Source organism: Chitinophaga sp. 9-1-y, from assembly GCF_059511905.2.
Genome location: NZ_CM197955.1, coordinates 5091535 through 5116949, shown reverse-complemented (window position 1 = coordinate 5116949; position 25415 = coordinate 5091535). Strand labels below are relative to the sequence as shown.

The window sequence follows — 25415 nt, the reverse complement described above, 5'->3', positions numbered from 1 at the left end:
CGGCAAAAATAGCTTGTTCCATGTTAGGTGGTTCGTTAAAGCATCTCATTTGTTCGCTAAATAATCTCATTATCAGATTTGTAAACTTTTTACGGGCGCAACAGTTATTTTAGATATAATTATTTCCCGTACCCAAACAAGAGTGCTCACACAAAGATGCTATCATGTGAGCTGGTAACTGTCATATTGTTGCACTACGGGAATGGATATATGAATGTCATGCAGACATTTTCACGGCGTGCCAATTATTGATTCGCGATGTGCTGATATCGCGGTGGGGCGCTATACTGTCACGTTAATGCTGTGAATGAACTGAATTATTTTCGGGCAAAAATAGTTTTGTCCATTTTAGCTTTTTATTGTCAACTTTATTTAGATTGTATCGAAATAATACTATCAGAGACCGGTTTTCCTGCACTTTCAGAAGATTATGTACGTATAGTTAACGGTGTCAAAGTGGACTTTTTCACCACCTATGTAATGCAAATTCCTATTCCAAAATATACTTATCAGTCCCTTTTTTCTAACACTTAAAAATTACAGTTATGTCAATGAATGCGTATGCCTGCACCTTACCAGGCGAACCTGCGATTAATGCATTTTCCGAAGAAGTACAATTGAACACCTTGAAATGGGCACAAAGATTTGACCTGGCCCCACAGTTCAAATCTATTGGCTGGTACACCAAAGCGAGATTTGGTTTACAGGCTGCCCGTGAATATCCCAATGCCACATTTAATCAGATTTGTTTAGCAGGTGATTTGCTCACCTGGTTATTTACGGTAGATGATACCTGCGACAGAGGCTCCGCCGGAGCAGATGCCGCTATTGAAATGAAAGCGATGTTATATGAGTTTATTGACATCCTGGATGATAAACGAGGCCCATCGGAGAATAGCTTGAGTATAGGATTGGCAAATATTCTACAGCGATTCCGCGCTATTAGTTCGCCTTATTTATACCGGGTGTATTGTAAACACATGGCCGATTATTTGAGAGAATGCTTTTTTGAAATTGATATGCAGTTGCATAGTTATGTTCCTACCATGGCTAAGTATTTTGAAATGCGGCCTTTTACAGGGTTTTATATTATGTTCCCTTTGGTGGCCATTTTTGAAAAGTTGGATTTGCCAGATGAAGTATATGAGCATAAAACAATTGTTGAAATAGAGCTGATCCTTAATCTGCTGGGTTGTTTAGCGAACGATTTGCATTCCATTGCAAGGGAGAAAGATCTTGAAATTGCGGGATTTAATTTGATTTTTATTGCACAAAGAGAATTGAATTTAGATCATGAAAATGCGGTACAATACGTCATCGATTACCATGACGAATACGTATCTAAACTGGAAAAGCTCCGGAAAGAAATTCCTTTCTGGAGCGAAAGTATCAATGCACAGATAGACGAGTACATCCAGGGATTATACACGATTGTAAAAGGGTATGACGATTGGGCTATTTTGGATACCGGCCGTTATGAGAGTATATGATGAGGTAAATGCCTGGATAATTCCAGATGCAATTCCTTAAAATGTACAGGTTTTGTAATGAATGCCTGGGCACCTGCCTGTAGTATTTCGTCTTTTAAGAAGGCATCTCCGGATACGATTAAAACGGGGATGCCTTTTAATTCTTCCGTATGATGGAGGTATTGCAGTAATTGTTTGCCATCAAACCCCGGCATGTTGTGATCTGAGATAATCACATTGGGCATTGTTTGATGGATTAATGCAGCAGCGTTTTCTCCGTCCTTACATACAACAGAAGTGATGCCCATCTCTGTAAGTATTTTAGAAAGAAAGTGAGCGCTTAAAAGGTCATCTTCAATGATCAGTGCGGTAGCGCCAGCAAAGCAGTTTTTTCTGAATTGGAAGACTGTTTGTTGCTTTACTTTTTCTGTACTTATTTCCAGTGGGATATTAAAAGCAATAATAGTGGTGTTTGGATAGGCTTCATCCGGTTCCAGGGCAATCGTGCCATCAAACAGTTCTACAAGATGTTTGGTAATAGACAATCCCAAACCAGTTCCTTCAGTCTGATTACGGCCTGATACAAAGTCGTCGAAAATCCGATCGGCTATTTTAGGGTCTATCGCTCCATCGTTGCGGACTTTAAAATGGATTTGTTCTCCCTTTTTCTCACAGGTGAATTCCACAATACTGCTGCCGGCAGCGAACTTCACAGCGTTAGACAGCACATTGTTAAATATCTTCTTCAGCAATAAATCATCACTATTAATTGGTTGATCCAGTGCCGCGTCAAAATTTACATTAATCATAATTCCCCTGGAAGCAGCCAGGTAGCTGTTCATGGCTACACAATGCGCAACGCATTCTCTTAAGTTAATAGGTTCCTTAATGAGATTGTAGAAACGGCCGGATTCTATTTTTGACATGTCCAGCACATGATTAATAGTGTTGCGGGCAATATAACAGGAAGAATAGAGATCATCCAGTTGTTTTCGGTCTTCCTCTACATATTTATCCTTTTTCAGCTGGAATAATTGTGCAATGGAGAATATGGCGTTGAGCGGTGTTCTTAATTCGTGATAAGTTTCCCGTAAGAAAACACTCTTTCTTTCAGAGATTTCTTTAAGCGCTCTCTCAGAAGATAATAATGAATTGATTTGTGCTACATAAGACAACATTACCAATACGATAAATACAATCAGGGCAATCGTTGTGATAAATCTCATGCTTGTTGCTATATTATCACTTAACCCTATCGGGTCCATCAGATGAAAATAAGAGTTCGCCAACACCCAGGACCCAAACAGCACGGTGGCAATCAGGCAAATTAATGTAGATCTCTTCTCTTTATGCAGAAAGCAGGAAGCCGACAGGTGGAAAATAATAATGGTAATAAATCCAAGTAACAATCCCAATGAAATACCTGATCCGAGAACGGTAGACCAGTAAGCTATGAAAATGGCATTAACAGTATACATTAACAGGTTAGCCTGGAAATATTGTTTATGGTAGTTCAGGCCAATAACACAGGCAAAGCCCAAGACTTCCAACGGAATACCAACAAGAAAAAAGACAGAGTTTTTCAAAAGATAGAAATAACTACCAATTCCCAATACTAACCCGCTTAATACAAGGGCCATAAGGTTAACGGTAATGATAGAGCGTTTTTTTTCAGATTTTTCCAATCCTCTTGCTCCCGCAAATAGCGGCGTCAATAATGCTTCCTTCAGTAAGCGAACAGATGTAGAGTTATTAGTTTCCATAAACGATTATTACGAGGGTCACAGTTATATTAAGGTTTCCAAAAAAAATAGGACAGCATGGGAAAAATATCAATTGATCAATCTTTTGTACTGCTATAATGTTTCAGCGCTATTCCAGGGTATCATTAATGCCTATTACCACGCTACTTACGGGTAAAGCTAATTAACTAAGTTATGTTGAGTGTTAATTCAATGTTAAGATAGGGAATGTTTGTTTAATGGTAAAACGAAGCTTGCGTATTTTTGATATTTATAAATAAATAATACATATATACCATGTAAAGTAGTCATTTGGTCTGGGTTTAGCAAATTATTGCCTCTGCGGTCACTGCAATAATAGCGCACTGAAGCTTGAGTAATCACTACCGCTGATAGTGATAAAATATCCCCGTATCAAATATCGTCCACCTGCAAGCTTTTTGTCCACAGCTTTTTAACCCGTTGTTTGCCCAGGTATTGCAGGTATGAAACAAATTATAGCTGCCCTTCGCTTCATAGAACGCATCATTCCTGTCATAGTTTGCATGGGTGACAATATTCACCGGTTGTCCATCGGCGCCGGTACGGAAGCTACTGTTGATGTAATTGACGAGCCGGGCATACTGGTCTTTGTTCACCAGGATAGCGCGACAACTTTCATTTTCGCGCAAGCCGTGATAGTAGGTAGCATGAATAGCGGAAGTACTTAAGTTAAATGCTGCTTTCAGTGCGGTACTGGCTTTCAGGTCGCCCCAGGTAGGCGTTTCTAGGTAAAAGCCTTTATCGCCCCATCCAAAAGCGATTAACGTAGCCGTTGTATCGTTGCCTGCTGTATTCCTGAATGGAATATGCTGGCTCCAGTCAATCTGAGGAGTACGTACCGGCACCACAAGATCAGTATGTACGCCATTGGTAAGAATATAAATAGTAATATCTGCATCGTTCACCGCTTCACGGTGGGTACTCATACGGGAAAGGGTATACGCAGACAACAGGTAAATGCCAATGAACCCGAAAAAGGCTAACAGCGTGTATCCTGTTATTTTTAATAGTTTCTTCAATGCCAGTGCTTTTAGTCAATAGCACAAATTAGTATATTTTCTTATTTTGCGTCCCAATCAGTTTTTTTAACCCTGATTCGTGTCTGCTTTATGTTCGCTTTCTGGAGTAACTATTATTATCTTGTTATTATTCTGCAAATTGTATGTGTGGTGCATGCCATGAAATCCGGCAGAAGAGAGTGGTTGTATTTTATAATATTTATTCCGGCATTAGGAGTAGCGGTTTACCTGATCCGCGAGTTGTTACCCGAGCTCCTGAGCGGCGACTGGAAAGAAAACCTGTTGCGATCCATCTGGCCGAACGGGCGTATACAGGAGTGGGAGAAAAAAGTACGGATATCTGATACCGTTACTAACAAATTACAACTGGCAGAAGCCTATGCGCAACAAAAACAATATGATAAAGCCATTGCGCTGACACTGGAATGTGCCAATGCGTTTACCAAAGACGCGGGTATTTTATTGCAGCTGGCCCGCCTGTATTTCCTGAGCGGTAACTACACAGAAAGCATCAGTTACTTCGATAAAGTAAATGCATCCAAAGGAGTGAGAATGAGTAAGGCGGAAGATGAGTTGCTGTACGCACAGGCGCTGGAGGCTACTAACGAAACCGCCAGGGCAGAAGAAGCTTATCAGAAAATAATACAGGTACATCATTCCCTGGAGGCGATGTATTATTATGGTTTGCTGTTAAAGCAACAAAACCGGATACCGGAAGCCAAAGCCCAGTTTGAACGTACCCGCCAGGAAATAGACCTGCATCCCCGGTATATCCGCCGTACCATCCGTAAATGGGTATGGCTGTCCCGGAAAGAACTGGCCGGCATGTAAAAAGCTCCGGTAGAAACCGGAGCCATCGTCTTACGCTATAAATTACGGCCCTTTTGGAAGTAAGCCTTAACACAAAGCTTTTAGCTGTTAGCGATTAGCTTTTAGTCTGGCGAAGATTGAACCCTGGCTATCAGGCAAATATTCGCGCTAACCTAAAAGCTAATTGCTAAAAGCCAATAGCTATTTAAAGTACGTAGTAGGTGGGTACCTGTACTGGTTCTTCCGGTGCACTGTATTGTTCGTGCAACATTTGCCGGAGGTCTTTTTCAATATTCCTGGCAATGGTGGTCACCGGTGTATCAGTTGGTTTGTTTTCAAATGGATCCTGCAGGTTGATCGCCATTTTTTCGATCAACAGGAAGGAGGCGGCTATGGCTACTACCAATGGTATTTCCATGAAGCCCAGCACATCTATCAAGGCAAACGGCAATAACAGTATAAAGAAGATAACGGTGAAATGAGTGTATAAGCTGTAAGTAGCCGGAAACACGGTATTTTTAATACGTTCACATTTACCCATGGAATCACAAAGCTTCGACAACGTTTGATCCAGTGCTACCTGCTGGTATTGGTTGATCCAGCCTTGTTCCATTGCGTATTTTAAATCTTTTCCATGTAAGAGCAACAAGGCAGCCGGCACGTTATCATATTTCATCACATAGCTAAGTTCCCGTCTTGATAATAATCTGTCTACACCTTTGAGCGGATCTGTCTTTCGTAACGATTGTCCCAAACTGTGGCACCATGCTGCCTGTCGCTTTACAAAGCGTTCCTGGAAAAGTGTCAGGTCTTCCGACTGATACGTTGCATCCATCAAACTCAACACCTGACGTGTCAGGGAACGCGAATCATTTACAATAGCACCCCATATGGTTCTGGCTTCCCACCATCTGTCGTAGGCCTGGTTAGAGCGAAATGCCAGGAGGAGGGAGAGTACAGTACCCAATACCATAGGCACGGATAATGGGATCACCATATTGGTGAAATCATATTGGTAATAAAGAATGTTGATGGTTAACGTGTAAATAGTTACCAGCAAAATTTCAAATCTGATCTTACCAAATACATATTTAAGGGGGATATTTTTCTTCAGTAGCATAAAATTGCTTTTATTCTGTGGCCAGCAAAAGTGCTGATATGGAGGATTTGCCTGTTACCAGTGGCTGACGCTGCAATTGAATTTTCATTTTTGGGTAATTGCATTTGGCGATCAGTTTTTCCGGATCATAACTTCTTTTGGAAGGCGGATTATAATCGTGATCTGCGGGCTGGATAATCAGGTCTATATTTTGTGCCAGCAGGAAGTTGCGTAATGCTGCACGGGTATTGCCGTGGAAGAATTCGATCTTCAGCTGGTTAATTGCGGTAGAATATTTATTGCGGATAATTTCACAACCATCCTGGAAGTCGTTTGAAATTAGTTCCAGGTGCCGGCTGTTGCGGGTATACGTAATCAGGTCAAACAAAGAGTCCGGCATCTGCAGTGCATGCATCAATATAATATTTACCGGCTCATACGGATGTTGTGCTACAATGCTGTGCACATAACTGAGGGAGCGAAGAGAAAAATCTGTTGGTATGAGTATATTTTTCATGTCTGGTTCTTTTATAACAACAAAATTATTGTGGCTAAATAAGTAACCAGTAAGAACGGCGTTAAAAGGTGGTAAGAATGTGGTAAGAATTTGGTAAGAAAAGCAAGCGCTACAGTGGTAACTCCACCCTGATCTCAGTTCCGAGGTTTACCTGGCTGTTTACCACGATATCTCCCTTGTGCATGCGGATAATATTCATGGCCAGTGGTAAGCCAATACCATAGCCTTTAAAAAGCCCTGTATTGGAGGCGCGGAAGAAGGGGGAAAAGATATAGGGCAGGTCTTCCGGCGGAATGCCGATGCCCTGGTCTTTCACAATAATGATATTTTTCTTTTCTGTAGCGGCGAGGGCAATAGACACCGGTTGATTATTAGAATATTTGATGGCATTGATCACAATATTGCTGAGCGCCAGTTCCAGGAGTTGTTCATTGCCGGGAATCAGCAATTTATCTTCTTCTTCCGGAAACAGGCTATAGTCGATGGATACCTGGTTTCCCGGATGTAGTTTATCGATCGTATGTTTTACGGTGAACAATAATTCATCGCTGCGTATCTGGCTCCATTCCTGTTTCTTGCCATCAAAGCCGGTTTGAGCGAGGTGAAGCAGGCTTTTGGTGATATGTTCCAGCCGGCCGGCTTCATGCAGGATATTTTTCAGGGAGTAAACATATTTTTCGGGGGTACGCTCTTTATTCAGCGCCAGTTCTGCTTCGCCGATAATGGCAGTGAGCGGGGTACTCAATTCATGAGACGCGTTGCTAACAAAGTTATTCTGTGTTTCGAAAGCCGTTTCCAGCCGGTCCAGCATATTATTAAAGGTGCTGGCGAGGTCATTGATTTCGTCGCCGCTGTTATCTACGTTTAGCCGTAGGTGTAAGTTGCGCGAGCTGATACTTTTTACCTGCACCATCATGTGGCGGATCGGTTTAAGAATATATTTGGAGAAGAAAATGCCGGCGCCCACCAGTATCAGGCTGGAAGCTACGGAGCAGATAATTAATATTTTACGCAGCCAGCCCAGGTACTCCACACTATATTGATTAATGGCAGATACAATGACGATATACAGCCCTTGTTTGCTTTTATAGAGTACGCCTTCATAGAAGCGGTCGCCCTCGCGCCAGGTGGCTTTGCCTTCTCGCTTAGCCAGTTCATAAAAACTGTTGGGGAGGGAAAGTTGTTCATTTTTACGCACATTGCCGTCGTCGGCTATCTCCAGGAAATATTCTTTTTCGGAAGGTAATTTCTCCAGGTGTTCATCGCGTATTTCGTTGTAGATAACGGAGTCGGATTCGTAATAGGGGAGTGTGGCTTTAGCAGTAAGATAGGCGCGTATTTCCAGGCGTTTGTAGAAGTCCTCAAAGGAGTGCTGGTTGGCAAAATAATACACCAGTATGCTCATGCTGAGGATAGTGGAAATGGTTAAACCTGCAAATACCAGTAATATCTTAGTGCGTATCTTCATCGGCTTTATTTTCCCGGAGCATATAACCTAGTCCTACTACCGTATGTATCAGTTCTGTAGCGTGATTTTTGTTAATTTTTTTCCGGAGATAGTTAATATATACGTCTACTACTTTGGTGTTCATATTAAACTCGATGCCCCATACCTGCTCCAATATTTCCAATCGGGAGAGCACTTTCCGCGGGTTCTTCAGCAGGTACTCCAGCAGCCGGTATTCGGTAGCGGTGAGTGCGATGCTTTTCCCCTGTCTGCTGGCGGCTTTGGTATCCGTGTTCAATTCCAGGTCGGCCAGGGAAAGTACGGCAGAAGTAGTAACGGGAACGGGTATATCAGTAGGCGATTTCCTGCGCATAAGGCTACGGATGCGGGCTTCAAGTTCCTGTAGTTTAAAGGGCTTGATGAGGTAATCATCTGCGCCGCTGTCGAGCCCCATCACAATATTTTCTGTGGTCCCTAACGCAGTCAGCATCAGGATAGGGACATCCTGTTTGGCAGCCCGGAGAGAGCGACATACTTCTATGCCGTTCATGCCGGGGAGCATAACGTCCAGTATAATCAGCCGGAAAGATGGGTTATTGAGCGCCATTTGTAATCCGCTGTTACCATCCGGCGCTACGCTTACTTCGTAGCCGGCTTCGGAAAGCCCGCGGGTGATAACAGATACTACAGCCGGTTCGTCTTCTATCAATAATAGTTTCATGTACCATAAAGGTAATTACGAATTACGAATTACGAATTACGGATTTGTGGGGAGATGGTAAACGCGAAGCCCATTCGCTATCATCTACCCACAAATCCGTAATTCGTAATTCGTAATTCTATTCGAGGTGGTTTACACAGTTAAACAGTTCGCAATGCCAGTTTTCGTCGGAGAACTGAAGTCTGGTGATAGACGTATTTTTCATAGGAGGGGTAGGATGCATGGCAGGTAACAGGGCATCCAGCATTTGTCGTATGAAGCTGCCGTGTGTTACCAGGAGTATTTTTTTACCAGGGTTTTCGGTGAGGAGATCTGTTAAAAAGGCGTGGCCGCGTGCTATTACGGAAGCATTACTTTCCATGCCGAGGTCCATTAGTTTCCAGGATACGCCCCATTTAGCCTGTCGTTCTTCCTCTGTAGTGCCTTCAATGAGGCCGCCACCGGCTTCTCCCAGCCGGTTGTCTTCTATGACCGAATCCAGTCCTAATTCCTGGGCGATGATAGCCGCTGTTTGGCGGGCGCGAATCAGGTGGCTGGAATATACCAGGTCCCAGTTTTCGCCACTGAGCCGCTGTCCCAGTTTGAGGGCCTGCAGTTTGCCTTCCTCATCCAGCGGGATGTCTGAGTGGCCTTGCAGTTTGCCTGCTTTGTTCCAGGAAGTGGTGCCATGGCGGATAATCGCGATTTGGGTCATAATGTGTCATTTATTCATTCGGGGGACAAATATATATAAATCAGACCGGGGTTGGTAGCGGGTTATTCAAGATCCTTAGCTAAAATTGACAAAAAAATGAATCCTGCTATATACTTTATAAATAATTTATATATTAAATAGACTCCACTTTATCATTTATTCATTTTAAAAACAAATTGTTATGTCGACAATTATTTCTTCCGTTCCAAGATTGCAGTATCCCTTCCCTGATCTTAAGAATGCACACGCCGATCGTATAGAGGCGGCAACTAAACAATGGCTTACAGATGAGTATGGTAGTTTACCTTATGATTTTCAGACAAAGCAAAAGAAGTACAAGTATTGGGAAACCAATGTAGGGCATATGGGCGCCCGCATGTATCCTGTGGCTAATTTTCAGCAATTGACCCCTATCTGTCGTTTCCTGTTATGGGGATTGTCAAATGATGACTATTATGAAGACAGCACAATGAGTCAGTTGCAAACTCTCCGCGAGCGTGCAGTGGCTATTCTGAAAGGTTATGCGTTGGAAACAACGGATAACGAATTGTTTAATCAGCTAAGACTGCAGCGAAATGAGATGCTGGCTTTAATGCCTGATTACTGGATGAATCGTTACACAGAGAGCATTGATCGTGGATTTGAAGGAATGCAACTGGAAGCGCCGTACAAAGCAACAATGCAGTACCCTTCTGTAGCCGATTATATGGCTATCAGGGAGAAGGCAGTACTGGTGTACCCGTTAATTGATCTGGTGGAGTTACAAATAGGTACAGCTTTACCAGATGATATTTTTTATCATCCTCACATCCAGCGTATTTCTGCATTGGTTTGCCGTATTCTTGCCTGGTGCAATGATTATTTTAGTGTGAAGAAAGAGAGGGGAAAAGATGTGATGAATCTGATCCTTGTTATCGAAGCCGAAGAAAAAGTGACACTGGAACAGGCTTACATGAAAGCCATTACTATTCACGACCAGGATGTTGCTGCCTTTGTCAGGCTTCGGGACAACCTTCCCGAACATTTTGGGGAATTCAAATCGATGGTAGAGAATTTTATCTATCATCTTGGCCTGCTCATTTCGGGGCATAAGTCCTGGTATGAGAAAGACACACAACGTTATAAAGTGAAGGATAACAACTAGTGTTCTACTACCGGGTGGGTGGCTAAGTATTTATGCAGCAAGGCCCTTACTTCCACAAAAGCAATTGGTTTTGGAATAAGTTCATTAGCGCCTGCCTGGATCATTGTTTGTCCGTCCTCATTAAACCCATCTGCTGTTACAGCGATAATCAGCGTATCTGAAAAACGTAAATCTTTACGCAAGGATACAATCGTTTCATGTCCGTTCATCACAGGCATGTGCGCGTCTACAAAAATAATGTCTGGTAGAAATTCGTTCGCAATAGCTAATCCTTCCAGCCCATCCCGCGCTGCTTTTGTGTTGGCGCCCATTCCCTCCAACAATTTGATCAATATTTTTTGAGACATAGGGTTATCTTCTATTATCAGGGCTTTTAGCCCGTGTAAATCGGTGTTGGTAACTGTTGGTTTGGCTTTGATCAGTGTTCCTGCTTGTAGTGGGAGTGTTAGGATAAATATAGTACCACTTTTAATGCTGCTTTTTACACTGATATTGCCTTCCAGCAGGCCGGCCAGTTGGCGCGTAATATACAAGCCGAGTCCGGTGCTTTCTACTTCCCTGTCTTCTGTTTTTACGAACGGCTCAAAGATGGTTTGCAATTTTTCTTCGCTAATACCTTTCCCGTTATCCTGAACAGACAGTTGCCATTTGTTTTGTTGACGGCAAGCCTTTACCTGTATAGTGGTTTGTTTTTCAGTAAACTTGATTGCATTGGATATCAGATTGTTTAATATCTGCTTCAGCTTTACTTCATCACCCATAATCACACCGGGTAATTCAGGATCAACATCCAGTGTAATAGTTACTGATCTGGAAGCGGCAATGTATTGGTGCATGTTAATAACCTTGTCTAGCCAGGGTGCCAACTCGAAGGGAGTAGTATGGAGGTTGTGCATTTTCCCTTTTTCTATTTCAGCCAGGTCGAGTACATTATTTACAATAAGCCGGGCATCATAGCAGGCCTCTATCAGATCACTTACATAGGTGTTTAACCGCTGGTGTTCCGGGTGCTGGGCAATGTCTTCTTTTAATAGTTGTACAATACCAAATATGCCGTTAAGCGGAGTGCGGATTTCGTGGCTGATCTGTTTGACAAAATTGGATTTGGATTCATCAGATTTTTGCAATTGCTGCTGATAGGATTTATTTTTCAGGTCATAAAAATTAATTACCTGTAAAATTAGTGTGAGGATTCCTGTCATCGCCAACCAGCGAAAACAGAAACTAACATTGACCGACAGATGTATATAGGGAATGATGTTATAGTAGAAATTAATTTCTGTTAATATTAGCATTCCAATAGAGACTCCGAGGTAAATCCTCCGCAAACGTGTGCTGTCGGTGATCAGATAGGAAGCCATGATCAGGAAAACAATCAATAATTGTATTTCTATGACTGGTCCGAGAATCATACCGAAGTAAGTGGCACAAATACATTGCAATACGTATATGGCTACACGTACCTGTTTGATTTTTCCGATATGATTAAAGTAAATAAGACTGGAAAACGCCAGAAATTCCAATATTACCGGAATGAGAATGAGTTCTGTGTTAAGCAGATAGCTGAAAGTCAGACCAATGGAAAGTACCAATGCAGCCGTACTTAAACTAAGGCAGTTAACGATAACGACGCCTTTACGTTCTTCATTATTCTGCGCATGGTCTGCACCTGCATTAATTAGTCGTGAAATTATCGGGACCTTTTTCAATACATCCATTAGTGGTAACAGTGTTTTAGTGGCGATGACATCAGGTGAGACCTTAAACGCAAAAAGACGCTTATTGTTGTAGGTTTTTATGCTAAAATTCAATGTTTAATCCTGGTCGCATTAATGATCTTCTGAGGTTATCTAGTCGGTTATCCTGCCTGTCTTTATCGGGTATCCATAGTTAATGTAGATGATGTTATTCATCACTACCTTTCAAAGGTATATTTTTTATTGAAATTGCCAAATTATGAATTTCACCAGATTCTCCGGTTTCCAACTTATCATTACATTTGTTACTATGGAAAAAAGTAACAAACCCAACGAAGAAAAGCCTGTTAAAAAGGAGGAAAAGATAACAGAAGAACCTATTATCCATGACGGTTCAGGTGGCGCTTTTGAAGGTACTGAAATGGTATCCGAAGAGCGGGATGATCAACCCCGTCCTAAAGGTCCTACACCGTATTAACCAGTAACCGGGTATTGCGGTATTAAATCCTTAAATTAGTTGTACCAAAAAAGCAATGCTTATGTTATCCTTGGAAAAAATCAGCGAATTATTAGGAAAAGAAAGCGATACCCTGCTCCAGCATCAAAGCAAAACCATCAGCAAAGACTTGCTGCACTTGCCCGGACCTGATACCGTCAATAAAATTTATCAGCCTTCCAGCCGTAACCCGCAGGTACTGCGCAGTTTGGGACAGTTGTTTAATCACGGAAGATTGTCAGGTACTGGTTATATGTCGATACTCCCGGTAGATCAGGGTGTGGAACACAGTGCCGGCGCCTCTTTTGCCAAATACCCCGCTTATTTCGATCCTGAGAATATCGTAAAACTGGCGATAGAAGGAGGTTGTAATGCAGTGGCATCTACCTTTGGCGTGTTGTCTTCGGTATCCCGCAATTACGCGCATCGTATTCCCTTTATCGTAAAAATTAATCATAATGAACTGCTGACTTATCCCAACCGGGCGGACCAGGTGATGTATGGCACCGTGGAGGAAGCCTGGAACATAGGTGCTGTTGCGGTTGGCGCTACTATCTATTTTGGCTCCGAACAATCAGACCGGCAGCTGGTGGAAGTTTCGCAGGCATTTGAAAGAGCACATGAATTGGGCATGGCAACCATCCTCTGGTGCTACCTGAGAAATGATGCGTTTAAGAAAGATGTGGATTATCATTTGTCGGCCGACCTTACAGGCCAGGCAAATCATTTGGGCGTCACCATCCAGGCAGATATTATCAAACAAAAGTTGCCCACGGTAAATGGTGGCTATAAAGCCCTGAATACCGGTAATTCTTCCTATGGTAAACTGGATGAGCGTATCTACACAGCACTGACTTCTGATAACCCGATTGACCTTTGCCGTTACCAGGTGGCTAATTGCTATATGGGACGTATGGGCTTAATCAATTCTGGTGGTGCCTCTGAAGGTGCCGCAGATCTGGCAGAAGCCGTGCGTACTGCGGTGATCAATAAAAGAGCCGGCGGGATGGGATTAATTTCCGGGCGCAAAGCTTTCCAGCGGCCTATGGCAGAAGGAGCTGCGTTGTTGAATGCGATCCAGGATGTGTACCTCAATGAACAAATTACAATCGCGTAGATGCGGGTTTTTGTGGGTGAACAGGATTAGACTGATTATACTGATTTTGTTTTTTTGATTTAAAAAGATGAGCGAAGATTGACGCGGATACATGTCCACAGCAATCTTCGCTCATCTTTTTAAATCAAAAAAAAGTATCAAAAAAATCAGTATAATCAGTCTAATCCTGTTCACCCACAAAAAACCGCACTTGTTACCCTCTTACTTGTCCATCTCCATGAATAAACCATTTCTCTGTCACTAGTTTTTCCAGCGCAAAAGGGCCGCGGGCATGTAGTTTCTGCGTAGAGATGCCGATTTCTGCGCCCAATCCGAATACGCCGCCGTCTGTAAACCGTGTAGAGGCGTTCACGTATACCGCTGCCGCATCTACTTCATTAAGGAAACGTTCACTGATGGTAGTATCCCTGGAAATGATGGCTTCTGAGTGACGGGAAGAATGTTTCTGGATATGCGACAGCGCTTCAGGTGCGCCGGAAACCACTTTCACCGAGCATTGCAGGGATAGAAACTCCCTGCCAAAATCTGCCGGTTGGGCCGCTTGTAAATGAGGGTAGTTTTGTTGTTGCAGTATTTGAAATGCTAACGGATCAGCATACACGCTGACCGCATAAGGCAATAATTTCGGCGCCAGTAGGGCGAGGAAATCTGCGGCCACGGCTTCGTCTACTAGCACGGTGTCCAGCGCGTTGCACACGGAAGGACGGGATACTTTAGCATTGGTGACGATGTTGGCGGCCTGCGCGAGGTCGGCGGTTTTTTCCACGTAGGTATGGCATACGCCGGCGCCGGTTTCGATAACAGGTACCCGGGAATTGGCCCTGACAAACTCAATGAGCTGTTCTGAGCCACGGGGAATGATGATATCGATATATTTTACGGCCGTCAGCATTTCTGTTACCAGGCTACGGTCAGTAGGTAGCAGCTGCACGGCGTTTTCATCTACCCGGAATTCTTTTAGTACGGTTTGTATCAGTTGTACGAGGAACGTGTTGGTATGAAAGGCATCGGTGCCACCACGGAGTACGCATACGTTACCGGAGCGGATACAGAGTGCCGCTACATCGATGGTGACATTGGGCCGGGATTCATAGATCACGCCTACTACGCCCAGCGGCACTGTTTTCTTTTGCACCAGCAAACCGTTGTCCAGCGTTCTTTCCAGCAGCAATACATTGGCCGGATTAGGCAGGTTGGCGATGTCTTCCAGGCTGGAAGCCAGGTCGCGGATGCGGGCAGGGCTGAGCAGTAACCGGTCTTTTTTAGGATCCTCATCCGGCATCCGGTCCAGGTCTTTCTTATTTTCAGCAATGATATTATCTGATTGGATCAGGATCACGGCCGCCAGTCGCCGCAGCAGGGCCTGTTGTTGCGCATCCGGCAGGGTACGGATTGATACGCCTGCCTGTTGTGCCTTTTCCAGTAAAGGTTGTATAGTTTGCATAATGATGTACTTATTAGGGTCTACAACAATACGATGTCGTCGGCATGTGCTACTTCGGTATTTTGTACTTTATGCTGAACGTCGAGTACGTCGGAAGCTATCTTTGCCCGGCCAACGGCGATGGCGATATTATCTTCGTTCACAATTTCTATGACTTCCCCGCATTCGAATTTTTCCAGCACAGCTTTTACACCTACGGCCAGGAGGCTATGACGCTTCTCCAGGGCATTTACGGCGCCGGCATCGATTTGTATTCTGCCGGTTACCAGGCTGCCGCTGGCCAGCCACTTTTTACGGGCGGGCATGCTGCAGGGCTGCGGTAAACACAAGGTACCTGTTTTACCTGCTATGGCATTGAGTATGCCATCTTCCGTACGAATACCAAAAATAACCACCCTGATGCCCATCCTGGTTGCTAGGCGGGCAAAAGTGAGTTTGGATACCATACCACCCAGACCCAGGGCAGATTTTTCTTTGTCCGCCAGTCCCAGGGCGGCTTTGTCGATCACGTCGATCTGTGGCACTACCTGTCCGGTTCTGTCCAGTACGCCGGCTACGGAGGTGCTGAACAGCAGGAGGGAGGCGCCAAAGCCTACCGCGATAAGCGTGGCCAGTTCGTCGTTGTCGGAGAATTTGAGCTCCAGGCTGCTCACCACGTCGTTTTCGTTGGCAATGGGGATGATATTGCTGGCCCACAGCTCTTCGTAGGTGCGCTTTAGCTGCAGGAACTGGTTCCGGTCAGAGAAGTGCTGCCGTTCGCACAGGCTTTGTGCTACGGCAATATTGTACGGGGCAAAGTAACGGCTGTATTTATTTAACAGGAGGGGGTTACCCACGGCTGCAGCGGCTTTGCGCTCGCTGATGGTGCCGTTGTACTGGCGTAAAAATTGTTTACCTGCGGCTACTGCACCGGAGGATACCAGCACGATGTGATAATCGGCATGTAAAGCCGCCACCTGCCGCGCGATGCCGGCAATCACGGTTTCATCCAGGTCTCCATTCTGATGGGTAATAGAGGCCGTTCCAAATTTTATAACTAGTATGGGCTTGCTCAATTTCGGTTGCATTTGGCGCCTAAATTAATATTCAGAAAGCGTATTTCTAAATGTAAAATTCCTGTCAACTGCCGGATTTAATTTTATATTGGCAGTAATATTCTTTACAAGCAAACGTATGCAGCAAACAAGATCCATCTTTATAACGGCCATAGTAGCCTGCTTAGCGGGTTATCTCCCCCGTGCTTCCGCACAGCAAAACCTCCGTCAGCAACTGGCAGAAATTGGCGGAAATATAACAGGGAAAGTAGGCATATTTGTAAAAGTACTGGAGACAGGAGACACGGTGTCGCTTCGCCGGGACGATCACTTCCCCATGCAGAGCGTCTATAAATTTCCCGTGGCTATTGCGGCCCTGCAACAGGTAGATGCCGGCAAAATGCGGCTGGATCAGCCGGTGCAGATCCTGAAGTCGGATCTGACAACGGATGGCCATAGTCCGATTCGGCAAAAGTACCCGGAAGGTAACGTTACATTAACACTGCGGGAATTGCTGGACTACAACATCCGGGAAAGTGATGGCAGCGCCTGCGATATCCTGTTTAAATTACTAGGGGGGCCCGCAAAGGTGAATGCGGCCATTCATCAACTGGGAGTCAAACAAATGGCTATCAGCACTACGGAAGAAGCACAGGTGCAGAAAAAGAACCTCCAGGTACAATATACCAACTGGTGTACACCGCAGGCAATGACGCAGTTATTTGAAACGTTTTATACCCAACCCATACTGTCTGACAGTAGCCGTAGCTACTTGTTGCACCTCCTGACTACTTCCACGCCAGGCGCAAAAAGACTAAAAGGTTTATTGCCCGCGGGTACAACAGTAGCGCATAAAACAGGCACTTCCTGGACAATCGACGGCTTCACCGCCGCGCATAATGACGCCGGTATTATTACCATGCCCGATGGAAAACATATAGCCATTACCGTATTTGTATCCGACACCCGGGCCGGCGACGATGAGCGCGATGCCACCATTGCTAAAATAGCCAGGGCAGTATGGGATAAATATGCGCACTAGAAAAAAATGCCGCCATTGTTTGTTCTTTCGTTGATAATTCCAGAATATTGCACCTGATTTGTATTGTAGTACCCGTTTTTAGCCCGGCTTTAGATGTCATGTAGCCTTGCGATAAAACCATCATGAAGAACCATCACCCATAACCCAGATATTTATGATTATTGTTTACCAGATCAGATCTATGGAGCATACCCGGAAGCATTATCCGGACCTGGCATGTCCTGCAGCCAATGGCGGCGGTACCGGCGTGACCATCGCAGTATTGCAGCGCTACATCTGGTTGGTTGGTCCCATGATGCCTTCCCTGAAATATGGCGTTGCTTTTTGTGATAATGGAGAAAAAATTCCGGCATCGAAATGGACGCCCGAAATTACTGCGAAATACAAGGAGCTGAAGGCAGGCACCCGTACACCACTGCGTTTGTGGAGAGGCCTGATTGTTGTGCCTTCTTTTATCCTGGTGCTGGCGATTTTCGCGAGAATCGCGAAGTTCAAAAAAGACCGCAGCGATAAGGAAGTAGGGGCCTATGTAGCCGATCCTAAAGTAGGCGATATTTTTTACGCCAACACCGGCGGCACGTTGGTCGTTGAGGGGAACACCGCTACCACTACAAACGATGTTTATTCGTTGTTTAAAGTAACAAATATCAGCGGCGACAGCATTTACGTAGTTCCCGGTAACGCCAGCAGAACAGGCACCGCCGACAAGCCCATTAATCCCTATACGTCCGGTTTTTGGGAAGACCTGGAGAAAGAAACCACCAGCTATAGCGCTGCCCCGGTGATTATTTCCATGAAAAGCCTGCATCAGTATCAGTACTTTTCCACGCTGCCGCGTCAGTCGCAAAACTCTCCCGGCAGGGTTTCTAAAGTAGTTCGCGCCGATAAATAAGTATAGATATGGAAGAAACCCCTTCACCAAAGAAAAAGTTGGTTTACCACGAAAGTGAGTACGAGTATGTAAACGGTATGTCTAAAAAGGCATGGCCCACATTGGCATTGACGCTGGTGGTCAGTGCCGCATTTTATATCTTTGCCGTAATGAGGTTCCGGGAATTACAGGCCTGGGAGGCCACCGGCGGCCGCATCCGGATGACCAGCACCGAAAAGCTCTGTTATGATATAGGCGGCGTTTGGCTATTTCCCACATTGATAGGTATATTTGCTACAGTAGTACTTGTGCTGGGAATCAAACAGTATTTGAGGAGGAAGCGGCTGGGCTGATGCCTCCTGCTAAATCAGGTATATGAAATATCCCCGGATCATATTGTTGTGGTGCCTGCTGATACCGGCCACCCCGATTTTTGCGCAAACAAAAAGTATGGATATCATCACCGGTTGTTATACCGCCAGCCAGATGGAAATGGCAGAAGAACTGTGCATTTTCGATAATCACCGGTTTATTTATTCGATGAGCTATGGTGCGATGGACCAGTTTACCAAAGGGATCTGGCAGCAACGGGGCGATACACTCTACCTGGATTCAGATAAACCGGCGCCCAAGTTTAAGATAACTGCTTCGCAGGATAAAGATGTGCCACCAGGTAAGATGTTACTGCTGTTTGCATTTAATTATCAGCATGCACCTTATCTCGTTTGCCAATTTGCAGAACATCCGGCTATGGATTCATTAATGGTGCTAAAGGAAAGTACCGGTGGATTTGAAGCGCTGGTGGATCAACCTTCTTACCGGCACCTGAAAATATTGCATAGCATGTATGATACGGTGTTTTTTGATTTTCCGGTGCCACCGGAGGCGAATAAATTATTGATCGCACCAGGAGAGGGGTTAGGGAGGTTACAATTCAGCCGTGAAGCATTCCTGGTCTCGAAAGAGAAACTGGTAAGCGTCAGCAATAAAGATCACCAGTTTATTTTCTCCGGCAAACCGCCTGCATCGGCCATGAGGTTTGCAGAAGAATAGCTTATAGTAAAAATGCCGCGGAGATTGTTCTCCGCGGCATTTTTACTATAAGCCAACAGCTATTTCTTCATATACTTCAGATATTCATTTTCAATATCCGTCAGGTCTATTTTATTCACTTTGTTACCGTCGTACAGCCAGGCTTCCCAGTTGTATTTGGGATCGTTTAAGTCAATAGTAGTAGCGTGGCCGGTTTTGGATTCGAAGTGAAGTTTCCCTCCGTTGGGAGCCATAATTTTTACCCCTTTCCCTTCCAGGAAGATGCGGGCATCCGCCATGTAGTTCTGATTATCATCCGCCATCGTGTAGAAGGCTTCTTCCCCATTCTCTTTCTTTAACTTTTCAAGTTGAACACTATCAGGAGCGTACAGTATGGCGCAAGGTTGTGAAATGCTTTCAGCGCCTGCCGGAATGGCGTTGGATGGCGGTGGTGCGGCGGCGGTAGCAGTTTGTTCTTCGGCGACTTTGCTTTCGTGACAGGCGGCAAGTGTAAATAGTGCTACAGGCAGTAAGAGGTGCTTTTTCATGGTTTTCATAGCAATAGTTGTTTGGCATATTTGATAACCCTGTTGCGGGCAGGCCGGCACAGGTAATCGCAAGATAATGTAAAAATGTACCGGGTGCAACTATTAAGCAGCGGCGGGAACGGGGCCGGAATTCGGGGCAGCAGTTTTTTTTAAGCAATGTCCCGCCTGCTGAATGTCGCTGTCATGGCGGGTATTCAGCAGGTTGGGGAGGAGTGGAGGGAAAGTCCCTGAAAAATATCCATCGAAATATTTCGATATTTGGAAAAATGTATTACTTTTGTTGCATGGATTTAGCAGTTATAGAAAAAGCAGCAAATGCCATCGCCGACAAGCATCGATTATCTATTATAATGGAGGTTGTTAAGAAGGGCAAGCTGATTTGTGGTGATGTATGTGAGTTTACGTGTTTATCGCAACCCACGGTATCGCACCATGTGAAGATCCTGGTGGATAGTGGTGTGCTGAATTCTTCAAAAAATGGCAGAATTGTGGAATTAACGCTCAATAAAGAGATGATGAAGCAATTGTCGATGTTCTTTTTACAATTAAGCTGAGGGACTACCGGGCGGGTTTACCAACAGCTTTTTTTATAGATTAATACATTGAAGTTTTTGAATTAGTTTTTAGGAGAGATGAAAATTCTCTTTTTTTTGAAGGTATTATATTGATAAACTTAAATAAATCAATAGGATGGCACAATTACAAAACAAGACTGCTGTTATCACGGGCGGTAACAGCGGTATAGGATATGCAACAGCAGCAGATTTTCTGGAGAAAGGCGCAAAGGTATTGATTACAGGCCGCAGACCAGATGCCGTACAGCAGGCAGTGGATGCACTTGGCAAAGAAGTCGACAGTTTTATAGCAGACCAGGGAAGGATAGAAGACGCAACAAAATTAGCGGAGTATGTGCGTAACCGTTATGGAAAGATAGATATCCTGTTTGTAAACGCAGGCGGTGGCAAATTTGGGAACTTTGCCGACGTAACGGAAGAATTATTCGACAGTATGATGGACACCAATCTGAAAGGCGCATTTTTCACGGTACAGCACTTACTCCCTTTAATTAATGACGGCGGCACCATTATCCTGTTATCCTCTGTGAACGCATACGCTGGTATGCCAGGATCAGCAGTATACAGCGCCAGCAAAGCAGGACTGAACTCACTGGGCCGTACATTGTCCAGGGAACTGGCCGGCAGAAAAATCCGGGTGAACGTAGTGAATCCGGGACCTATCGATACACCCATCTTCGAAAAGGCAGACATTCCCAGGGAAGCCCTGAGTCATGAAGCCCTCGGAACGAAGATACCTTTAGGCAGAATAGGCTTGCCACACGAGGTAGCCAAACTGGTATCTTTCCTCGCTTCAGACGATGCTTCTTTCATCACCGGCGCCGAATACAATGTAGACGGAGGCCTCACAGTACACCCATTAATCGCCTAATTTTTCAAATCAGTTATTCATGTCATCATTAAAAGATAAAATCGTTGTTATCACAGGCGGTAACAGCGGCATAGGTTACGCAACCGCAACATCATTTTTGGCAAAGGGCGCAAAGGTTTTGATAACAGGTCGTAATCCAGCGGCGATACAGGAGGCTGTACACGCACTCGGACATCCTGCAGAAGGTTTTAAATCAGATCAGGCAGATTTAAGCGATGCAAAGCGGTTAGCGGAATATGTGCAGGGTAGATTTGGAAAGATTGATGCCTTGTTTATAAATGCAGGTGTGGCGAAACTGGCACCGTTTGAAACGGTTACAACAGACTTATACGATGAATTAATGAATGTTAATTTCAAAGGCGCCTTTTTCACCATACAGGCTTTATTACCACTCCTGAACGACGGCGGTTCTATTACCTTGTTGTCGGCCCTGAATGCATATTCAGGTACACCTAATGCAACAGTCGTATCTGCCAGTAAAGCAGCATTGAACTCGCTGGGGAGAACCTTATCCAGGGAACTGGCTGGTCGTAAAATACGGGTGAATATGGTGAATCCGGGTATTATTGCTACGCCTTTACTCGAAAAAGTAGGGATGCCGGATGTACTCAAAACACACCTGGGTAACACTACACCCATAGGCAGATTAGGAAAGGCGGAAGATATTGCGAACATGGTGACTTTCCTGGCTTCAGACGAAGCGTCTTTCATTACAGGCGCAGAATATAATGTAGACGGTGGACTTATGGTACACCCGTTGATCGCTTAATAAATGATCCTGGGCATTGCAGTGTGCAGCATTGTGCAAATGCTGCACCAGCAGCAAGGACATTAAAAAGAATTTTCTTTGTTGATTACAGTTAACGGTTGTTTAGGATGTTAATCCCATTGGTTGTTCGCCAGGTGCCGCTTGCTATACAGGCATCTGGCAGCAACTTTAAATATTGTGCAAAACATAATAAGTTGTAAGTTAAAAGCGCCGGGGTATTCTTACTCCGGTCTTTTTTTATGTACTCATTTTTTTGATGAGCTTACCTAATGTTTTCAGTCCGTCATCTATCTGTTTGCTCCACGGATTCCCGAAGCTGATACGCATACAGTTATTGTATTTATTCTGCAAAGAGAAAATTCTGCCGGGGCAGAAGCTGATCTTATGTTTAAGCGCCTGCTGGAATAACTCAAAGGTGTTGATGGATTCATCCAACTCTACCCACAGCACACAACCTCCCTGTGGCCGTGAAATGCGGGTTCCCTCCGGGAAATATTCACTGATCGCCTGTGAGTACCGTAAACACTGGGTATGCAGCATTTTCCGCAGGTTCCGTAAATGAAATTCGTAACGGCCAATTTCCAGGAAATGACCTACTGCCGCCTGTGGCAACGATGCACAGGCGATAGAGTGATTCTGTTTCATCATCAACACCTTCTCCTTGTATTTTCCCGGCATGGTCCAGCCCACGCGGTAGCCCGGGGCCAGCGACTTTGAAAATGAATTGCAGAGCAGCACATGTCCGTATTTATCGAAAGTTTTGCAGTTGGCCGGGCGTTGTTTGGAGAAATAAAGATCTCCGTAAATATCATCTTCTATCAGTGCAATATCATATTTCACCATCATGTCTACCAGTTCTTTTTTGTTTTTATCCGGCATACAGGAACCCAATGGATTATTGTAGTTCGTAACAAAAAGACAAGCCTTGATTTTATGACGGGGAATGGCTTTGTCGAGGTATGCGAGGTCTACGCCATACACCGGATGGGTAGGCACTTCCAGCACCCTCAATCCCAAACTTTCCGCCAACTGCATAGAGCCGTAATACGCCGGACTTTCAATCGCAATGGTATCGCCGGGTTGGGTGATGGCCGTCAGGCAAAGCGTGAGGGCATCCATGCAGCCACTGGTGGTCACGACATCATCTGCGGTATACGCGCTGCCCCAGGCGAGCGACATCCGCGCTATTTGTCCGCGTAAGAGTTCGTTGCCCTGCAGTGGCTCATAGCCGATGCCATTGTTAGGCAGATTGCGCAGTGCATGTACCACGGCTTTGGCCATTTTAGCCGCCGGCAGTACATCCGGTGGCGGTGTAGCTACGGAGAGATTCAAAAAATTAGGATTCCGGATCTGGTTGAATACTTCCATCACCATATCACTCACCGTAGCTTCGCTGGCTTTCTTTACCGGCGCACAGGTGGAAGGCATGGCGGGCATACGCCGACTGGCAAAACGAATGTAGTAGCCGGATTTGGGCCTGGATTCAATCAACCCTTTTGATTCGAGATGATAATAAGCCTGGAAGGCGGTGGTTAAACTGATTCCTTGTTGCTTGCTGAGCATGCGCACAGAGGGGAGTTTCTCCCCAATTTTCATCACATCTTTTTCTATCAGCTGTTCTATGTTATCAGCTACCTGCAGATACAGGTGATCGGCGGTTTTTATCATGGCAATGCAAATCTGATCTGGTCAAAATTACAAATTTGCCATCTGTTTTATTTTTATTTTTTCGGGAGATATTATTTTAGTTGTTGACTACTCAGCCGGCCGAGCGTTTGCACGGCCCACTCCTGGTCGTCATTCCAGGGGTTGGCATTGGTGAGCCGGATGCAGTTATGGTAACGGTCCTGGCTGGAAAACAAGGCGCCGGGTGTAAAGGTAATACCCTGTTCCACCGCGGCATCATGCAGTCGCCAGGTATTTACTTTCGGCGGCAGCACTACCCATAAACTGATGCCGCCGTTGGGGCGGGTGAGCTGTGTATCTGCCGGGAAATATTCCTGTATGGCTCTCGTCATCTGCATGGTTTGCATGTTGAGCTGTTGTCGCAATGATTTCAGGTGTAAATCCAGCCGTTGCTGGTCCAGGAATTTGGTCAGCACCAGCTGTGGCAACAAGCCCGTGGCTGCGGAAGTCATGAATTTCAGCTGTGCAATTCTTTCATGATAGCGGCCACCAATCACCCAGCCTATACGAAGGCCTGCTGCAATGGATTTAGACCAGGAGGAGCAATACAGTACCAGTCCTTCTTCATCATACGATTTTACGGTGCGGGGGCGTTCCGGCGCAAAATGCAGATCGCCGTACACATCATCTTCTATCAGGGGCACCTGGTATTGCTGTAGTAGCTTTGCCAGCTGTTCTTTATGATTATCGGGCATGCAGCTGCCCAGGGGGTTGTTATAATTGCTCACAAACAGGCAGGCCTGCACTTTCTTTTGTTTAAAGGCTTCTTCCAGTTTATCCAGGCTTACGCCGGTTACCGGATCAGTAGGGATTTCCAGGGCTTTCATGCCTAAGCTTTCAATGCCCAGCAGCAGTCCAAAAAAAGTGGGCGATTCAATGGCGATGGTATCGCCGGCTTTCGCTACAGCGCGGAGGCAGAGTACCGCTGCTTCTATAGCGCCGTTGGTAACTATAATTTCATTTGGCAATACTGCCCGTCCCCAGTTAAGGCAATGCTTGGCAATATGCCGGCGGAAAGGTTCATACCCGGATATATCACCATAAGGGATATACGAAGTATCGAGTTCACGGGCGCAGAGCTGTAAGGCCCGCTTTAGTTTGGTAGATGGTAACAGGGAGGTTTCCGGTGTAGCACCTATTAATGAAATCGTTTTCTGTGAACTACTGGTTTTGCGGAACATCGCGAGCTTTTCGTTGACCTGTACCTGGCAGGCCGTAGGCTGTGGATTGGATACCGGAGGTAATGCAGGCCGGATGTTGTGTGAGTACCGTACAAAGTAACCCGATTTTTCCCGGGCTTCTACCCAACCCGTTTTTTCGAGGTGGGTGTATACCTGTAATGCCGTGCTGATGCTGATACCATGTTCCAAATGGAGGGAACGCACGGATGGAAGCTTGTCGCCCACCGCATACGAGCCACCACCAATCATTTGTTGGATCTTTTCCGCTAACTGTAGATATAGAAACCCGTTATTTTTTTTCATCTCACCAAAGGTAATCTGTTATGGTTTAATATTCGTTATTCTGTA

General features: G+C 45.0%; 25 protein-coding genes. 12 read left to right on the top strand and 13 right to left on the bottom strand.

Annotation, left to right across the window (positions count from 1 at the left end):
• Positions 1-545 precede the first annotated feature (545 nt).
• The gene (locus AC5ZC7_RS20160) at positions 546-1490 is read left to right on the top strand and encodes a terpene synthase family protein (RefSeq protein WP_496157093.1); all 945 of its coding nucleotides are present in this window, start codon (positions 546-548) and stop codon (positions 1488-1490) included.
• Here the strand turns inward: AC5ZC7_RS20160 and AC5ZC7_RS20155 are convergent.
• The gene (locus AC5ZC7_RS20155) at positions 1475-3232 is read right to left on the bottom strand and encodes a response regulator (protein ID WP_496157094.1); all 1758 of its coding nucleotides are present in this window, start codon (positions 3230-3232) and stop codon (positions 1475-1477) included. The genes AC5ZC7_RS20160 and AC5ZC7_RS20155 overlap by 16 nt on opposite strands.
• A gap of 362 nt (positions 3233-3594) precedes the next feature.
• The gene (locus tag AC5ZC7_RS20150) at positions 3595-4272 is read right to left on the bottom strand and encodes a TIGR02117 family protein (RefSeq protein WP_496157095.1); all 678 of its coding nucleotides are present in this window, start codon (positions 4270-4272) and stop codon (positions 3595-3597) included.
• 90 nt (positions 4273-4362) lie between these two features.
• Between AC5ZC7_RS20150 and AC5ZC7_RS20145 the strand changes: the two genes are divergently transcribed.
• The gene (locus AC5ZC7_RS20145; protein ID WP_496157096.1) at positions 4363-5103 is read left to right on the top strand and encodes a tetratricopeptide repeat protein; all 741 of its coding nucleotides are present in this window, start codon (positions 4363-4365) and stop codon (positions 5101-5103) included.
• A gap of 184 nt (positions 5104-5287) precedes the next feature.
• Here the strand turns inward: AC5ZC7_RS20145 and AC5ZC7_RS20140 are convergent, their stop codons facing one another.
• The 5 genes from AC5ZC7_RS20140 to AC5ZC7_RS20120 all read right to left on the bottom strand — a co-directional run bounded on the left by AC5ZC7_RS20140 (position 5288) and on the right by AC5ZC7_RS20120 (position 9560).
• Entirely contained in the window at positions 5288-6202 is a 915-nt protein-coding gene (locus AC5ZC7_RS20140; protein ID WP_496157097.1) for a bestrophin family protein, read from the bottom strand.
• A 10-nt stretch (positions 6203-6212) separates the two neighbouring features.
• Positions 6213-6698 (bottom strand): hypothetical protein, encoded by a 486-nt coding sequence (locus AC5ZC7_RS20135; RefSeq protein WP_496157098.1) that lies wholly within the window; start codon positions 6696-6698, stop codon positions 6213-6215.
• A 109-nt stretch (positions 6699-6807) separates the two neighbouring features.
• Positions 6808-8166: an ATP-binding protein gene (locus AC5ZC7_RS20130; protein WP_496157099.1), complete on the bottom strand. Its 1359-nt coding sequence runs from the start codon at positions 8164-8166 to the stop codon at positions 6808-6810.
• The gene (locus AC5ZC7_RS20125; RefSeq protein ID WP_496157100.1) at positions 8150-8866 is read right to left on the bottom strand and encodes a response regulator; all 717 of its coding nucleotides are present in this window, start codon (positions 8864-8866) and stop codon (positions 8150-8152) included. Before AC5ZC7_RS20125 ends, AC5ZC7_RS20130 begins: the two co-directional genes overlap by 17 nt.
• Positions 8867-8984: 118 nt before the next feature.
• The gene (locus AC5ZC7_RS20120) at positions 8985-9560 is read right to left on the bottom strand and encodes a histidine phosphatase family protein (RefSeq protein ID WP_496157101.1); all 576 of its coding nucleotides are present in this window, start codon (positions 9558-9560) and stop codon (positions 8985-8987) included.
• 181 nt (positions 9561-9741) lie between these two features.
• Between AC5ZC7_RS20120 and AC5ZC7_RS20115 the strand changes: the two genes are divergently transcribed.
• Complete coding sequence (locus AC5ZC7_RS20115) at positions 9742-10704, top strand: terpene synthase family protein (RefSeq protein ID WP_496157102.1); 963 nt, start codon at positions 9742-9744, stop codon at positions 10702-10704.
• Here AC5ZC7_RS20115 and AC5ZC7_RS20110 read toward each other — a convergent pair.
• Positions 10701-12515: an ATP-binding protein gene (locus AC5ZC7_RS20110; RefSeq protein WP_496157104.1), complete on the bottom strand. Its 1815-nt coding sequence runs from the start codon at positions 12513-12515 to the stop codon at positions 10701-10703. The two genes, AC5ZC7_RS20115 and AC5ZC7_RS20110, sit on opposite strands and share 4 nt — an antisense overlap.
• 145 nt (positions 12516-12660) lie before the next feature.
• Here AC5ZC7_RS20110 and AC5ZC7_RS20105 point away from each other — a divergent pair, with 145 nt between their 5' ends.
• On the top strand, positions 12661-12879 hold the full coding sequence (locus tag AC5ZC7_RS20105) for a hypothetical protein (protein WP_496157105.1): 219 nt from the start codon (positions 12661-12663) through the stop codon (positions 12877-12879).
• A gap of 61 nt (positions 12880-12940) precedes the next feature.
• The gene (locus tag AC5ZC7_RS20100) at positions 12941-14014 is read left to right on the top strand and encodes a class I fructose-bisphosphate aldolase (RefSeq protein ID WP_496157106.1); all 1074 of its coding nucleotides are present in this window, start codon (positions 12941-12943) and stop codon (positions 14012-14014) included.
• 193 nt (positions 14015-14207) lie between these two features.
• Here AC5ZC7_RS20100 and AC5ZC7_RS20095 read toward each other — a convergent pair whose 3' ends face one another.
• Entirely contained in the window at positions 14208-15458 is a 1251-nt protein-coding gene (locus tag AC5ZC7_RS20095; protein WP_496157107.1) for a glutamate-5-semialdehyde dehydrogenase, read from the bottom strand.
• A gap of 20 nt (positions 15459-15478) precedes the next feature.
• On the bottom strand, positions 15479-16525 hold the full coding sequence (gene proB, locus AC5ZC7_RS20090; RefSeq protein WP_496157108.1) for a glutamate 5-kinase: 1047 nt from the start codon (positions 16523-16525) through the stop codon (positions 15479-15481).
• Between the two features lie 106 nt (positions 16526-16631).
• Between proB and bla the strand changes: the two genes are divergently transcribed.
• From bla to AC5ZC7_RS20070, 4 genes are all read left to right on the top strand, one after another.
• Complete coding sequence (bla, locus tag AC5ZC7_RS20085; RefSeq protein ID WP_496157109.1) at positions 16632-17534, top strand: class A beta-lactamase; 903 nt, start codon at positions 16632-16634, stop codon at positions 17532-17534.
• A 154-nt stretch (positions 17535-17688) separates the two neighbouring features.
• A complete protein-coding gene (locus AC5ZC7_RS20080; RefSeq protein WP_496157110.1) occupies positions 17689-18426 on the top strand; it encodes a hypothetical protein in 738 nt (245 codons plus the stop codon).
• 8 nt (positions 18427-18434) lie between these two features.
• Positions 18435-18758, top strand: a complete 324-nt coding sequence (locus tag AC5ZC7_RS20075) for a hypothetical protein (RefSeq protein WP_496157111.1) — start codon at positions 18435-18437, stop codon at positions 18756-18758.
• Between the two features lie 22 nt (positions 18759-18780).
• Positions 18781-19458 carry a hypothetical protein gene (locus tag AC5ZC7_RS20070; RefSeq protein WP_496157112.1) on the top strand — a complete coding sequence of 226 codons (678 nt, stop codon included), beginning with the start codon at positions 18781-18783 and terminating at the stop codon, positions 19456-19458.
• A gap of 59 nt (positions 19459-19517) precedes the next feature.
• Here the strand turns inward: AC5ZC7_RS20070 and AC5ZC7_RS20065 are convergent, their stop codons facing one another.
• Complete coding sequence (locus AC5ZC7_RS20065; RefSeq protein ID WP_496157113.1) at positions 19518-19994, bottom strand: hypothetical protein; 477 nt, start codon at positions 19992-19994, stop codon at positions 19518-19520.
• Positions 19995-20269: 275 nt separating this feature from the next.
• Here AC5ZC7_RS20065 and AC5ZC7_RS20060 point away from each other — a divergent pair, with 275 nt between their 5' ends.
• The 3 genes from AC5ZC7_RS20060 (at position 20270) to AC5ZC7_RS20050 (ending at position 22200) form a co-directional block, all read left to right on the top strand.
• Positions 20270-20539: an ArsR/SmtB family transcription factor gene (locus AC5ZC7_RS20060; RefSeq protein WP_145673940.1), complete on the top strand. Its 270-nt coding sequence runs from the start codon at positions 20270-20272 to the stop codon at positions 20537-20539.
• 136 nt (positions 20540-20675) lie between these two features.
• The gene (locus AC5ZC7_RS20055) at positions 20676-21431 is read left to right on the top strand and encodes an SDR family oxidoreductase (protein ID WP_496157114.1); all 756 of its coding nucleotides are present in this window, start codon (positions 20676-20678) and stop codon (positions 21429-21431) included.
• 19 nt (positions 21432-21450) lie between these two features.
• On the top strand, positions 21451-22200 hold the full coding sequence (locus AC5ZC7_RS20050; protein ID WP_496157115.1) for an SDR family oxidoreductase: 750 nt from the start codon (positions 21451-21453) through the stop codon (positions 22198-22200).
• Between the two features lie 237 nt (positions 22201-22437).
• Here AC5ZC7_RS20050 and AC5ZC7_RS20045 read toward each other — a convergent pair whose 3' ends face one another.
• Positions 22438-23868 carry an aminotransferase class I/II-fold pyridoxal phosphate-dependent enzyme gene (locus tag AC5ZC7_RS20045; protein WP_496157116.1) on the bottom strand — a complete coding sequence of 477 codons (1431 nt, stop codon included), beginning with the start codon at positions 23866-23868 and terminating at the stop codon, positions 22438-22440.
• A gap of 71 nt (positions 23869-23939) precedes the next feature.
• Positions 23940-25370 carry an aminotransferase class I/II-fold pyridoxal phosphate-dependent enzyme gene (locus tag AC5ZC7_RS20040; RefSeq protein WP_496157117.1) on the bottom strand — a complete coding sequence of 477 codons (1431 nt, stop codon included), beginning with the start codon at positions 25368-25370 and terminating at the stop codon, positions 23940-23942.
• Positions 25371-25415: the final 45 nt, after the last annotated feature.

Bases quoted from the DNA above. Each gene is read 5' to 3' on its own strand.
- AC5ZC7_RS20145 (WP_496157096.1), top strand. From the start codon at position 4,363: ATGTTCGCTTTCTGGAGTAACTATTATTATCTTGTTATTATTCTGCAA.
- AC5ZC7_RS20095 (WP_496157107.1), bottom strand. From the start codon at position 15,458: ATGCAAACTATACAACCTTTACTGGAAAAGGCACAACAGGCAGGCGTA.
- AC5ZC7_RS20075 (WP_496157111.1), top strand. From the start codon at position 18,435: ATGGAAGAAACCCCTTCACCAAAGAAAAAGTTGGTTTACCACGAAAGT.
- proB (WP_496157108.1), bottom strand. From the start codon at position 16,525: ATGCAACCGAAATTGAGCAAGCCCATACTAGTTATAAAATTTGGAACG.
- AC5ZC7_RS20100 (WP_496157106.1), top strand. From the start codon at position 12,941: ATGTTATCCTTGGAAAAAATCAGCGAATTATTAGGAAAAGAAAGCGAT.
- AC5ZC7_RS20125 (WP_496157100.1), bottom strand. From the start codon at position 8,866: ATGAAACTATTATTGATAGAAGACGAACCGGCTGTAGTATCTGTTATC.
- AC5ZC7_RS20070 (WP_496157112.1), top strand. From the start codon at position 18,781: ATGAAATATCCCCGGATCATATTGTTGTGGTGCCTGCTGATACCGGCC.
- AC5ZC7_RS20105 (WP_496157105.1), top strand. From the start codon at position 12,661: ATGAATTTCACCAGATTCTCCGGTTTCCAACTTATCATTACATTTGTT.
- AC5ZC7_RS20155 (WP_496157094.1), bottom strand. From the start codon at position 3,232: ATGGAAACTAATAACTCTACATCTGTTCGCTTACTGAAGGAAGCATTA.
- AC5ZC7_RS20130 (WP_496157099.1), bottom strand. From the start codon at position 8,166: ATGAAGATACGCACTAAGATATTACTGGTATTTGCAGGTTTAACCATT.
- AC5ZC7_RS20135 (WP_496157098.1), bottom strand. From the start codon at position 6,698: ATGAAAAATATACTCATACCAACAGATTTTTCTCTTCGCTCCCTCAGT.
- AC5ZC7_RS20115 (WP_496157102.1), top strand. From the start codon at position 9,742: ATGTCGACAATTATTTCTTCCGTTCCAAGATTGCAGTATCCCTTCCCT.
- AC5ZC7_RS20040 (WP_496157117.1), bottom strand. From the start codon at position 25,370: ATGAAAAAAAATAACGGGTTTCTATATCTACAGTTAGCGGAAAAGATC.
- AC5ZC7_RS20045 (WP_496157116.1), bottom strand. From the start codon at position 23,868: ATGATAAAAACCGCCGATCACCTGTATCTGCAGGTAGCTGATAACATA.
- AC5ZC7_RS20060 (WP_145673940.1), top strand. From the start codon at position 20,270: ATGGATTTAGCAGTTATAGAAAAAGCAGCAAATGCCATCGCCGACAAG.
- AC5ZC7_RS20160 (WP_496157093.1), top strand. From the start codon at position 546: ATGTCAATGAATGCGTATGCCTGCACCTTACCAGGCGAACCTGCGATT.
- AC5ZC7_RS20080 (WP_496157110.1), top strand. From the start codon at position 17,689: ATGATTATTGTTTACCAGATCAGATCTATGGAGCATACCCGGAAGCAT.
- AC5ZC7_RS20055 (WP_496157114.1), top strand. From the start codon at position 20,676: ATGGCACAATTACAAAACAAGACTGCTGTTATCACGGGCGGTAACAGC.
- AC5ZC7_RS20065 (WP_496157113.1), bottom strand. From the start codon at position 19,994: ATGAAAACCATGAAAAAGCACCTCTTACTGCCTGTAGCACTATTTACA.
- AC5ZC7_RS20120 (WP_496157101.1), bottom strand. From the start codon at position 9,560: ATGACCCAAATCGCGATTATCCGCCATGGCACCACTTCCTGGAACAAA.
- bla (WP_496157109.1), top strand. From the start codon at position 16,632: ATGCAGCAAACAAGATCCATCTTTATAACGGCCATAGTAGCCTGCTTA.
- AC5ZC7_RS20140 (WP_496157097.1), bottom strand. From the start codon at position 6,202: ATGCTACTGAAGAAAAATATCCCCCTTAAATATGTATTTGGTAAGATC.
- AC5ZC7_RS20050 (WP_496157115.1), top strand. From the start codon at position 21,451: ATGTCATCATTAAAAGATAAAATCGTTGTTATCACAGGCGGTAACAGC.